At 57.8% G+C, this 12,569-nt stretch carries 12 protein-coding genes; 10 read left to right on the top strand and 2 right to left on the bottom strand.

The genetic code is table 11. The annotated features are described in order from the left end of the window. Positions 1–68 precede the first annotated feature (68 nt). Positions 69–458, top strand: coding sequence for a BlaI/MecI/CopY family transcriptional regulator (locus BXY66_RS04030; RefSeq protein WP_132860330.1), 390 nt, complete (start codon positions 69–71; stop codon positions 456–458). After that, positions 455–1,594, top strand: a complete 1,140-nt coding sequence (locus BXY66_RS04035) for a M56 family metallopeptidase (protein ID WP_132858885.1) — start codon at positions 455–457, stop codon at positions 1,592–1,594. Before BXY66_RS04030 ends, BXY66_RS04035 begins: the two co-directional genes overlap by 4 nt. A 2-nt stretch (positions 1,595–1,596) precedes the next feature. Here the strand turns inward: BXY66_RS04035 and BXY66_RS04040 are convergent, their stop codons facing one another. Both BXY66_RS04040 and BXY66_RS04045 read right to left on the bottom strand, forming a co-directional pair. Continuing rightward, complete coding sequence (locus BXY66_RS04040) at positions 1,597–2,466, bottom strand: amidohydrolase family protein (RefSeq protein WP_341785785.1); 870 nt, start codon at positions 2,464–2,466, stop codon at positions 1,597–1,599. Further along, positions 2,460–3,497, bottom strand: a complete 1,038-nt coding sequence (locus tag BXY66_RS04045) for a nuclear transport factor 2 family protein (protein ID WP_132858886.1) — start codon at positions 3,495–3,497, stop codon at positions 2,460–2,462. The genes BXY66_RS04040 and BXY66_RS04045 overlap by 7 nt, the downstream gene beginning before the upstream one ends. 174 nt (positions 3,498–3,671) lie before the next feature. On the opposite strand from BXY66_RS04045, the gene BXY66_RS04050 reads away from it, so the two are divergent. The 8 genes from BXY66_RS04050 to hisD all read left to right on the top strand — a co-directional run bounded on the left by BXY66_RS04050 (position 3,672) and on the right by hisD (position 12,561). Beyond that, positions 3,672–4,724, top strand: a complete 1,053-nt coding sequence (locus BXY66_RS04050; RefSeq protein WP_132858887.1) for an ABC transporter ATP-binding protein — start codon at positions 3,672–3,674, stop codon at positions 4,722–4,724. A gap of 98 nt (positions 4,725–4,822) precedes the next feature. Then, positions 4,823–6,067, top strand: coding sequence for an ABC transporter substrate-binding protein (locus BXY66_RS04055; RefSeq protein ID WP_132858888.1), 1,245 nt, complete (start codon positions 4,823–4,825; stop codon positions 6,065–6,067). A gap of 69 nt (positions 6,068–6,136) precedes the next feature. Next, positions 6,137–7,168, top strand: coding sequence for a carbohydrate ABC transporter permease (locus tag BXY66_RS04060; RefSeq protein WP_132858889.1), 1,032 nt, complete (start codon positions 6,137–6,139; stop codon positions 7,166–7,168). Between the two features lie 13 nt (positions 7,169–7,181). After that, positions 7,182–8,063 (top strand): carbohydrate ABC transporter permease, encoded by an 882-nt coding sequence (locus tag BXY66_RS04065; protein ID WP_132858890.1) that lies wholly within the window; start codon positions 7,182–7,184, stop codon positions 8,061–8,063. Positions 8,064–8,092: 29 nt separating this feature from the next. Then, entirely contained in the window at positions 8,093–9,082 is a 990-nt protein-coding gene (locus BXY66_RS04070; protein WP_132858891.1) for an ester cyclase, read from the top strand. Further along, entirely contained in the window at positions 9,082–10,563 is a 1,482-nt protein-coding gene (locus BXY66_RS04075; protein WP_165929098.1) for a GMC family oxidoreductase, read from the top strand. The genes BXY66_RS04070 and BXY66_RS04075 overlap by 1 nt, the downstream gene beginning before the upstream one ends. 127 nt (positions 10,564–10,690) lie before the next feature. Continuing rightward, the gene (locus BXY66_RS04080; RefSeq protein WP_132858893.1) at positions 10,691–11,218 is read left to right on the top strand and encodes an ester cyclase; all 528 of its coding nucleotides are present in this window, start codon (positions 10,691–10,693) and stop codon (positions 11,216–11,218) included. A gap of 14 nt (positions 11,219–11,232) precedes the next feature. After that, a complete protein-coding gene (gene hisD / locus BXY66_RS04085; RefSeq protein WP_132858894.1) occupies positions 11,233–12,561 on the top strand; it encodes a histidinol dehydrogenase in 1,329 nt (442 codons plus the stop codon). Positions 12,562–12,569 lie beyond the last annotated feature (8 nt).

A 12,569-nucleotide genomic window follows, 5' to 3' on the forward strand; every position in this document is an offset into this window, starting at 1 on the left:
TTTAGTTCCCAAATGAGGTTTCATTTTCTAGCATGGCAAAAATCCAACTCAAGCCGGACAGCCACAGCATGCGACGCAAACAGGACAATTCGCTTTTGACCGAGGTCGAGCTCGAATTCATGAATGTGGTCTGGGAAACCGGTGGGGGCACAGTGCGCGAACTGCTCGCCGAGCTGAACAAGGCACAGGAGCGTGCCTATACCTCGGTGGCGACCATTCTGAAAATTATGGAGCAGAAAGGTTTCCTGTCGAGCGAGCGGAAGGACCGTTCGCTAGTTTATCGCCCCGCCGTGCCAAAGGCAGAGTATCAAAGCACTCACCTGAAAGACCTGTCGAGCAAACTGTTCAACGGAACGCCCGCTGCCATGGTGGCGCGTTTGGTGGACGACGAGGATGTAACCGACGCCATGCTGGAGGAGATGCGGGCGTTGCTTGATCAAAGGCTGGGGGGAAAATGACCGCAGAGGGCTGGCTGAACGCGTATCTGGATCTGAACCTGCTCATCGCGCTGGGCGCTGTGCTGTGGTTCGGATTGCGATGGGTTTTGCGTCGGACATCCCTTGGCATGGCTTTCCTGCCGCAACTGCGCCTGATGAACGGGCTGACGTTGTTGTTGGCGCTCGCGCCGCTTTTGGCGCTCGTTTTCACAACTTGGATCATGGCACATCCGCCGAACCTCGCGGATTTGCTTGTTGCCCAATACCTGCAAGGCAACATGAACATCTCGGCCACATCACTGGAAACCACTCTGGGGCTGCGTGAGGACTTTGTGCGTGAGATGCTGGCGCAGCAAACGCTGTGGAGCAAAGTTCTGGCCGCCGTCGCTGCTGCTGGGGCAGGGTGGTGCATCGCGCATATCTGTCTGTCGCTCTGGCATCTCCGTGTTGCGCTGCGCGGTGCCTTTGTCTGGCGTCAGATTGGGCGTGTCCAAATTCGTGTAAGCTCGACCGCGCGCGTTGCCTTTTCCACCCGTGGCCTTTTCACCCGCTATGTGATCCTACCACAATCCGTGCTGGAGCGTCCGCAGGATCTGCGCCTGACCATGTCACACGAACTGCAGCACTTTCGGCAGAAAGACATAGAGTGCGAAATCGTTCTGGAATTGCTGCGTCCATTTCTGTTTTGGAACCCGGCGTTCGTGATGTGGCGACGTGAAGTGCGAAACTTGCGTGAATACGCTTGCGACCAATCCCTCTCGGCCCGTCCCGGATTTGATGTGCGCGCCTATTGCGAATGCCTGATCCGCGCGGTGGCCGAGGCCGGCAAGAAACGCACGTTCTTCAAGCGCATCTCTCCATCGGTCGCATTGGTTGACGGGGACGAACTTCAAGGCGGAGCCGCGTTGCGCAACCGTTTGATCGTGGTCACTTCACAGCAACCAACCAAACCCACCTTCGGCACTTGGGCGCTTATTTCCGCAGCATTGGTGATGATGGTGCTAAGCACTACGGTCATGCTGCAACGCTCCGGAGACTGGAGCCACGACCGGATAATGTTGTCGACCATCGTAAATCTGGAGCGTATGGCCAGCCGTCCGGCCAGCACCATCACTTTTGGCGTGGCACCTGAACTGCAACAAGCGGCGCTGCAATAACCTTATAACCCGTAAAACGACCGTGCCGTGTCGCCAAAAACCTGCGGATGAACCGCCTCGGGAACAAGGGTGCGGTGGGCGTTCACGAGGGTTGCGTAGTCCGAATACAGGCTGTCCACCGGAAAGTTTGAGCCAAACATACAGCGCTCCGGATCGAATTGCTCCAGGCAAGTTTCCACGATTGGACGAAAGTCTTCCGTTGTCCAGTTATGCTCAAACATGCCAAGTCCTGACAGTTTGCACGTGATGTTTTCCAGTTCCGACAAGAGCTTCAGCCTTTCGGCCCAATCCGCAAGACCTGACGGGCTTCGGTCGTGCGGACTTCCGGCATGGCAAAGGGCGACCTTTGTTTGAGGCGCACGGGACAAAACCCTCGCGGTCTTCTCCATCAGTTCCGGGATGAGTTGCAAATCAAACGACAGCCCGCGATCACCGGCGATTTGCAGCCCGCGTAAAAACCTTGGATCGTCCAGCAGGTCGTTGGTCCCTGTTACAGCATCCTCGCCCGGTGCGCGCCCTACGATCTGGCGCACGCCTCGCACGGTGGTCAAAGACTGAAATAAATCCAGGTTTTGCTCCAGATCCGTGCGTGTCAAATCGCAAAAAACAACCTGAGCCAAGGGCCAATCGGGAGCGTCATCCGCCAAGGCCTGCACCCATTTTGCTTCTTGCCAGCCATCTTCCGCGCCCACCTGAATGTGAACTGATCCGGCAAATCCAAGTTCTTCGGCGCCTTGGCGGAACTCGTCCATCAGATAGTCGCGTTGGATCGGAGCGGGGTCGCCAAAAAATCTCGGTTCGCCCTGCGCCATCAGCCAGGGGTAATGAACCGCTGACAAATCCCAGAGATGGTGATGCGCATCAATCAGCATGTGGCCTCTCCGGCGGCGATATCGGTGGTGCGCGCAAGAATGTCCACTCCCTGCATCTTCCAGAAGTGCAGAAGATCAATGAAGATCCAATTCTCCGACAGCTTGTCTCCATCCCGACGGTAAATGTCGATCACACGAAACTCGCCGGCTTTGCCTGTTGCGGGCATACCCATGAAACCGCCTGTTGGAACCGCTGTGAAATTCGGCCACCCGAAGAAGCCGCCATAGTGGCCTTCTGCCATACGGCACACATGTTTCGTTTTCGAGCGTTCTCCGAATGCCGCGCGGAATGGGCCGGAATGTTGTTTGGCGTAGCGCTCGATCGTGTAGGTCGCGCCGATACCGGTCGGACCCCACCAGATCATGTCGTCATGCCACGTTCGCGCCAGTTCCTCCTCCAGAGGCATCCCGCTGTTCCATTGTCCAAGATCGGTGATCATCGCTTCGATCGCAGCAAGCGTTTTGGCACCTGCGTCTAAGGGCTGCGCCTCAAACAACAACCCGTCATGGGTGCGCGGCCCCGGTTGCACCAATTCCGCTGCCGTCTGTGTCGGAAACGGGCGCAGACCTGCCTGCATCATCAGATGTGGTACGTCAAAATACATCGCGGTTTCGACGATCTTGCCATCTCTTACTTTGTGGAAGGCGGCATAGCGCAGAAACACAATCTTCCCTGTTGGCAGAATGCCGAGCCATGGCGCATCAAACAGTCCCATCAGGTGTCCCATTGAACAGACCCACGGATCGCCATCGGGATCATGGCGGTTCTTTGCACCGAAAAAGATGTCCATGCGCCGCTGCAGACGTGTGAGGCTGCGACGCAAGGGCTGCCAGAACTTCTCTGCAACGGCTTGTGGGCCAACGATCTCATCAAATGGTGAAAAGCCGCGCCACAAAAGGTTATCAGCGCAGAATTCTGCCATCACATCCGGTAGCGTCTGGGTCCTGCGGGTTTCCAAAGCATCATAGAATCGGCGCACCACGTCTTTGGCGTCCTGTACGTCGTTTTCCGTGTTGTCGCTGATATTCATGGCTTTTCCGTTGTTTTATCTGCATGGATTCGGCTCTCTGACCGAGTTTTGCGTACGTATGCAAAAAAGTCTTGCCAAAATTGCCCTCACGTCATTACGTTATTTTGCAAACGTATGCAAAACGATTCCCGATTCCTCGAGAGTCGGCTCAGCCAGAAGCGGCAGGGGGACCAAATGGCAGAAATTCAGCTTCGCAATGTTGGCAAGCGATGGGGCAACTTTGTCGGGGTCGACAATTTCGACCTGACCATCGCGGACAAGGAGTTTCTGGTCCTGCTTGGCCCATCAGGCTGCGGTAAGACCACCACCATGCGGATGATCGCCGGACTGGAGGACGCCACTGAAGGCGACATCCTGATCGACGGCAAAAAGGTCAATGATCTGGAGCCTAAAGACCGCGACGTGGCCATGGTGTTCCAGTCCTACGCGCTCTACCCGAACATGAACGTCTACGAAAACATCCGCTTTCCGCTCAAGGTGCGTGGGATTGATCCGGCGACCCATGACGAGAAAGTCCGCCGCGCGTCGGCGATGGTGGAGCTTGACGATTTCCTGCACCGCAAGCCTGCGGAATTGTCAGGTGGTCAGCGCCAACGTGTTGCTCTGGCCCGTGCGATCGTGCGAGAGCCGAACGTGTTTTTGATGGACGAGCCGCTTTCCAACCTTGACGCAAAGCTGCGGGTTTCCACACGCGCCCAGATCAAGAACCTCAGCCATGAACTGGCTGTGACCACAATCTACGTGACCCACGACCAGATCGAGGCGATGACGCTGGCTGACCGCGTTGTGGTGATGAAACAGGGCGTGGTGCAACAGGTCGGCAGCCCGACCGACATCTATGACCGGCCGGCCAACACTTTTGTTGCGAGCTTCATCGGTAACCCCGCGATGAACTTAATGAACGGCACTATGGAAGGTGGCACCTTCCGCGCCGAACACGTTGAAATCGCGGGATTGTCTGCACCTGATGGCCCCGTGACCCTCGGGTTCCGCGCCGAAGACGCGGGTTTGGGGGACGCTGGTCACCATGAAATCACCGCTCCGATCTACACGCTCGAACTGTTGGGCGAGGCCACAATGGTAACCGTCCGCATCGGTGGCGAATTGGTCGCCGTGCGTGCACCCAAGGATTTCCGGTCAGAGATTGGCGACACGGTATCACTCTCCGTGCCAGCCGAAATCTGCCACCTGTTCGACGCCCAGACCGGCGCTCGGATCGAGGCCTGACAGCCTCCGCATTTCCGGCGGTCTCCTGCCGGAAACACCATTGGGTGCGCGGTTGCAAGGCGCATCCAAATACAAAGAAACATAACAGGGAGAAGAAAATGTTTCTGAAGAAAGTAGCCATCGCAGGGGCCGTATCGGGCCTCATGGGCACGGCAGCCTTTGCCGCCGATTGTGGCCCTTCCGGCAATTCCGTCCGCATTCTCGGCTCCGACTTCCCGGCCATTCAGGCCGTGTCGGGTGCTGCCGAGGCAAACTGCGCGAGCGGTGCAAGTGAATTCACCATCAACCTTCGCGACAATACACGCGATATGATGAATCAGGCTCTGACGCCGAACCCGGCTGAATATACGTCCGTTATCGTTGCCAACTCCACTCTGACCCAGTTGATGAACGACGATCTGGTGCGTCCGCTTGACGATCTCGTTGTCAAGTATGGCGCGAATATCAAACCGTCCCAGCTGATCAAGATCGACGGCAAGGTGATGGCGGTGGCCTTCATGGCCAACTCTCAGCACCTGTATACCCGCACTGATATTCTGGAGCAGGCAGGTGTGGACGGCATCCCGACCAGCGTCGAGGAAATGGTTGCCGCAGCAGAGAAAATTCGCGCGGCAGGCATCATGGAATACCCGATTGTGATGAACATGAAAGTCGGCTGGAACGTCGGCGAACTGTTCAACCTGTTCTACTTCGCCAACGGCGGTGAACTGTTCAAGCCCGGCACAGCCGAGCCGAACGTGAACTCTCCAGAGGGCATGGCAGCACTTGAGTCTGTGAAAGCGCTGCTGGAATACACGCATCCGGACCATCTGAGCCACGCATCCAACGAGACGCAAGGTCTGTGGGAAGCTGGCAAAGCTGCAATGGCCATCATGTGGGGGTCCCGCGGTGGCGCGGTTCTGGATGACGAAGGCTCGACCGCCGAAGTCACTTCCAACACCGTTCTGTCCGCCGCACCGACAGCAGGTGGGGGCTCTACCCCAGCCGCTACACTGTGGTGGGACGGTTTCACCATTGCCAAGAACGTGCCTGATGCCGACGCAGAGGCGACCTTTGCGGCGCTGGCAAGCGCGATCAACTCTGACCTGATGGCGGAGCACAACGACAAGGCCATCTGGCTGATCGACGGCTTCAAGCCTGGCCCTGCAGCAGCAGGTGTTGCGGCAACAGCCGCGGGCGGCGCGAAACCTTACCCGATGATCCCCTACGTCAACCTGATGCATAACGCGTTGGGCGCGGAACTGGTGGATTACTACAAGGGCGACGAGAGCGCAGAAGATGCGCTGGCAGACGTAGAAGCGGCCTATCGCACCGCCGCCAAGGAAGCAGGCTTCCTGCAATAATCACTCCCCTGAGTTGGGCCCTTCGGGGCCCTTCTCCCCCACGTAAATCCTTCGACCGGGACGTTTGTCATGAAGCATCGCACCTTCTTTTGGTTCATCCTGCCGACACTCTCGGCGATGATACTCTTCATCGCCTTGCCCATTGTCTCGGTCTTCATTCAGTCACTGTTTGTGGAGCACGAACAGGTTCTGATCGTGACCGAAAGCTGCGGCCCCTTCGGGTGTACGCCAACCACGACGATTGACGCCGAAGCCACTGCACAGCTTCGAGAAGAAAAGCCACTCGGTCGGTTCAACGGACTCGGCACCTATTTTGACCGGTCTCACCTCGCGATTGCCGAAATCGGCGAAATCTGGAGGTCTACCAGCGGCATTGGACATTTCCTTGCGGAAATCATGGATCTGAAGTTCTACGCCGCCCTGGTCTTTACTTTGACCTACACTTTCGTCGTCACACCTTTGGTTCTGGTGTTTGGCATGGCCATTGCAGTTGGCGTAAACAATCTGCCCAGAGCCGTCCGTGGCCTTGCGATTTTCATTTCGCTCTTGCCATTTCTTGTCCCGACCATCGTCGGGTCGATGATCCTGTCATGGATGGTTGACGGTGACGGGGTGATTGGCGCGACGCTGCAGAGCATCTTTAATGATCCGTCCCTCAGCATCAAAGCCTCGACCCCGCTCATGTGGATCATGCTGATGGTCTACGGTGTCTGGCATACTTTGCCGTTCTCGTTCATCACCTTCTACGCAGGCTTACAAACCGTCCCTCAAGACACGCTGGAAGCTGCCCGCGTAGACGGGGCCAGCAAATGGCAAACCATGATCAGCGTCGTGGTTCCCCACCTGATGCCGCTGGTGTCCTTCGTGACCTTGATGCTCCTTATGGACAACTTCCGCGTCCTTGAACCGCTCGTCAGCTTTCAGGCCGAGGCGCACGCCCAGTCCCTCAGCACCTTCATTGTCAGCGATCTGATCGAAGCCGGTAACCCGCTCTACGCCTCTGCAGGGGCCACCTCGATCCTGACGATCATCGGTGTCGCGATCCTTCTCACTCCGGTGCTGATCCGCACCTGGCGCGATTTTAACGCCAAAGCCCACTAAGGAGACGACAGTCATGGCAACCAAGGCAGAATCCCGTCTCTCAACGCTCAAGGTCGTTTCCTACGCGCTGGTGATCGTTTGGCTCATTATCGCGGCGTTCCCGTTCCTTTGGACGGTCTGGGGCAGCTTCAAAGTTCAGGGCGATTTCTTTTCCAAGGCGGACTGGACCAATGCGATTTATGGCGTCTTCACGACCCGTGAAACCGGAAGCGCCTTTACGCTTGACGGGTATCGCGGCGCTTGGATTCAGGAAGAGTTCTGGCGCAACGTGCTCAACACCTCGGTGATTGTGTTCTTCACCGTTATTATCTCGCTGACCTTCGGCACGCTGGGTGGCTACGCGCTGGCCCGCTCCGGCTTCAAATACGCCTTCTGGATCCTGATGGCCGCACTGATCTTCCGCGCCATGCCACACATCACGCTGGTCTCCGGTTACATGCTGCCATTCTTTGAATGGAACATCTGGGGCCTCAAAGGCACAGCCATCATCGTGCTCGTGGCGATCAACCAACCCTTCACCCTGTGGATGTTGCATAGCTTTTTCAAGAACATCCCCAAAGACATGGACGAGAGCGCCATGGTTGACGGATGCACCCGCTTTCAGGCCTTCTGGCACGTGATTGTACCTGTTATGTGGCCTGGCGTGATCACGACCGGTCTCTTCAGCTTCCTGCTGGCATATAACGACTACATCGTGACCAACATGCTGCTCAGCAAGCCCAACGAAACCATGGTGCCTGCCGTTGCCAGTTTCCTTGGGTCGGTACAGGTGCAGGGCAACATCATGTTTGCTGTCGCCGCCGCAGTGTCGGCCACGGTACCGCTCTTCATCATGATCCTGTTCTTCCAGCGTCAGATCGTCTCGGGCCTGACAGCAGGGGCCGTGAAAGGGTGAACTCAGCACACGACCATAACCGGTCTGCCATGACCCCTCTGCGCGCAGCCTTTCAAAGAGGCGACAGGGCGGAAATGCGCGCAGCTTTGCTGGCACTCTTTGCTCCCGACGCAAAAATCCGCATGGGTCACCCGTTTCAGGATGTAGCGGGTCCGCAGGATTTATGGGAGCGTGTCTATACACCTCTGATTGACGCGATCCCCGATCTTGAAAGACGGGATTTCATCGTGATGGCCGGTCCCAGATGGGGGCAAGACAAATCAGGTAATTGGGTTGGTCTCGGAGGTAACTTCGTTGGGACCCTCTCCGCCTCTTGGCTTGGCATACCTGCCACCGGACGCCCCGTATTCATGCGTTATCACGAATATCTGCGCATCGAAGACGGTAAGGTAGTCGAGATGGAAGCGCTGTGGGACATCCCGCAGGTCATGTATCAGGCCGGAATCTGGCCCATGGCACCGCAAAAGGGCGAAGAGTGGATGTGCCCCGGACCGATGGATGGCGCAGGCGTGATGACTGCGCCCCGAAACGCCACTCAATCGAACGCCTCAGTGCAACGTGTCTGGGACATGTTGCACGATCTGAAACAAGGAACTGCGGAAACGCCAGAGCGTGGCTTGGGCGGTTATTGGCATGACCACGCCAACTGGTACGGCCATACCGGTCTCGGCACAGCGCGCGGCCATCACGGCATTGCTACCCGCATCTTCAAGCAGTTCCGCGAAGGGCTTTCAGACAACACACGGCACCTTCATGACGGTGTTTTCTTTGGTGATGGCGCACTCGTGGCATTCACCGGCTGGCCGTCCGGTACGGCCGTGCATTCCGGTGACGGCTTTCTGGGTCTTGCCCCTACCGGTAAACGCATCACCCGCCGTTCACTCGATTTCTGGCGGCTTGAAAGCGGTTTGGTGCGAGAATGCTGGGTGATGGTCGACATGCTCGATCTTTACCGCCAACTCGGCGTCGACGTTTTGGGTTGCCTTCAAGGTCCCTCGACCGTGGAGGCCGCCGCCTGATGCGTGACTACCTCGTCATAGGCGCAGGCTCCGCCGGATGTGTGATGGCCGCCGAACTCGCCCGCCGCGGTGCGGGCTCGGTGATGCTGCTGGAGGCAGGTCCTGCCGAAACCCACCCGCTGGTATCGATCCCGTTTGGCCTTGTTTGGCTCATGAACGGGCCGCGTGACTGGGCCTTCAAAACCACTCCTCAAACGCACGCTGGCGGACGCGAAATTTCCGTGCCCCGTGGCCGCATGGTTGGCGGATCGGGATCGATAAATTCGATGGTGTGGTTTCGGGGAAGACAGGACGACTTTGACAATTGGGGCGTAGACGGCTGGTCCTATGCCGATGTTGCTCCGGCCTTTGACGCGGTTGAACAAGAGTTGCACCCCGTACGCCTGACCAAGGCGCACCCGTTGTCGCATGGTTTGGAGCCGCTGTTTGGCAACACCAGCCCGACGCCGGAGGCGCAATCGGGCGGGCTGCTTTCGCACAACAAAACCCGCTACCGGCGGCGATCGGCTGCGCGAGCTTATTTGCGGCGTCGCAATGATGTCGAAGTGCGCACAGGATGTGAGGTTGATCGCATTCTTTGGAACAATGACAGGGCTGCGGGTGTGGTTCTGGCTGACGGAACCGAAGTCCGCGCAGCAAAAGGCGTTGTGTTGTGCGCGGGGTCGGTTGCATCGCCTGCAATTCTTATGAGGTCGGGCATCGGTCCAAAGGACCACCTGTCCCAACTCGGCATCGACCCTCGTTTGGACTCGCCCGATATCGGAGAGAACCTTCACGATCACCCCGGCGTCGGCCTGCACTTTGAGGGGCCGCGCTCCGGCTATGGACTGGAACCCGCTCAGTGGCTGTCCTGGGCTCTGGCTCCACTCAATTATGCACTCGCCGCATCCGGCCCGCTTTCTTCGCCAACAGTGGAGGCCGGCCTGTTTTTCAATGCGCGTGGCAACAGCGATCAACCGGATGTACAAACCCACTTCATCCCGTTCCATCTGGCGCATAAGCCCCCCAAATATCAGGCGAAAGCAGGCTACTTCGCTGACGTTTGCCTCTGTCGCCCGAAGTCTCGCGGTCGCTTACGTCTTGCAAGCAAGGATCCAAAGGCGCCGCCGCTGATCGACCTCGGGCTTTTCGCAGATGACAGCGATCTGGACACGATGGTGGCTGGCATTGGCCGTCTGCGCGAGCTGTTGAAGGACGCCGATTTCGGCAAGCACAGGGCACCTGAGGTGCACCCCGGCGAAACCGTTACCGGCGAAGCACTCAAAACCCACATCCGCAACAGCGCTGGAACGGCTTATCATCCGGTTGGCACAGTTCGCCTCGGCGGTCCGCTTTCCGAACGCCTTTCTGTGAACGGTGTCCGCGGCCTTTGGGTCGCGGATGCATCTGTCATGCCGCAGGTCACGTCTGCTAACACAAACGCGCCTTCGATGATGATCGGATGGCGTGGAGCGCAATTCATCTCGGAGGAGGCCGCATGAGTGCATCTGCCCGTTCCTCCGCCATGGCGCGCCATCCGGCTCTCAACAGACTGCCGCGGGATTTCATAGGGCGGGGGACAATCGTTCCCCTCGAAATCCCCAACGCACTTCTGAAAGGAGACGCCCCATGAAAGGCTCCCGCCCCGAACAAGCCGTGCTGACGCGCGACACCGACATGAGCAAGACCGAAGAAACCCGTGCCGTCATCGAAGGTATGGTTGATGGCCTGAACGACCACCGCATTGACGACATAGGAGAGTTCTTCACACAGGGTTTCCGCTGGATGGGCAATCAGGGGTGTGGAACGAAAACCGGCCTAAAGGAGTTTCAGGACAATTGGCAGCGTCCGTTTCAGGCGGCCTTTTCGGACAAAACCTGCATCGACGAGGCGCGCCTATACATGGGCGAATGGGCAGCAGCATTTGGTCGTCAGGAAGCCACCCACAGCGGTGAGTTCCTTGGCATAGCGCCCACCGGAAAGCGGGTCGAAATCCGCTACATGGACTTTTGGAAAGTGGTCGACGGCAAGATCGTCGACAACTGGGTGAATGTCGATTTCGCCCATGTCGCCGCGCAGCTGGGCGTGGATCTGTTCAATGGTGAAGGCTGGGAAGCCTTTGATCGCGGGGAAAAAACTGCCCCGCGGCCCGAATAATCGAGGAAGATGGTATGACAATCGAGTATCTCAAATGCGGCAAGGACCAGGCCGAGCGCGCCGAAGACGACGCCAAAACCCGCGCTGTGGTCGAAGCGACCCTGAAAGACATCGAAACACGCGGTGACGCCGCCGTGCGAGAGTTGTCGGAGAAATTTGACAATTACTCCCCGGCGGCCTTCAAGCTGAGCCAGCAGGACATTGACGACCTTATCGCCCAGCTGACGGACCGCGAGCTCTCCGACATCAAGTTCGCGCAGGAACAGGTGCGCAACTTCGCGCAGGCGCAACGCGACACCATGCTTGATCTTGAGGTCGAAACGCTTCCCGGCGTGATCCTCGGCCACAAGAACATCCCCGTTCAGTCAGTTGGATGTTATGTGCCCGGCGGCAAATTCCCGATGGTGGCCTCGGCGCATATGTCGGTTGCCACTGCCTCGGTAGCGGGCGTGCCGCGCATCATCGCATGTACACCCCCGTTTCAGGGCAAACCTAACGCAGCGGTGATTGCCGCGATGCACCTTGGCGGTGCGCACGAAATCTACGTCATGGGCGGCATTCAGGCGATTGGCGCAATGGCATTGGGCACCGAAACCATTGATCCCGTGCATATGCTTGTTGGCCCCGGCAATGCGTTCGTGGCGGAAGCCAAGCGCCAGCTTTTTGGCCGCGTTGGCATCGACCTTTTTGCCGGGCCAACAGAAACCATGGTCATCGCGGATGACACCGTTGATGCCGAAATCTGCGCAACCGATTTGTTGGGGCAAGCCGAACACGGCTACAACAGCCCCTGCGTGATGGTGACAAACTCACGCAAACTCGCCGAGGACACCCTGAGCGAAATCGACCGCATTCTCAAAATATTGCCGACCGCCGACACGGCCTCGGTCAGCTGGGAAGAGTATGGCGAGGTGATCGTTTGCGACACTTATGATGAAATGCTCAAGGTGGCTGACGACATCGCGTCCGAACACGTGCAGGTGATGACCGACCGGGACGATTGGTTCCTCGAAAACATGACCTGTTATGGTGCGCTGTTCCTTGGACCACGCACCAATGTCTCCAACGGCGACAAGGTCATTGGCACAAACCATACCCTGCCGACCAAAAAAGCGGGGCGTTATACCGGTGGACTTTGGGTCGGTAAGTTTTTGAAAACCCACAGCTATCAGAAGGTCCTGACAGACGAGGCCGCCACCATGGTTGGCGAGTACGGCTCGCGCCTCTGCATGCTCGAGGGCTTCGTTGGCCATGCCGAGCAGTGCAACGTGCGGGTACGCCGATATGGCGGAATTAACGTGCCGTATGGACAAGGCGCACCGTATCGCGACGCGGCAGAGTAAGGAAAAAC

It is taken from the genome of Shimia isoporae, from assembly GCF_004346865.1.
GTDB classification, from domain to species: Bacteria; Pseudomonadota; Alphaproteobacteria; order Rhodobacterales; family Rhodobacteraceae; genus Shimia; species Shimia isoporae.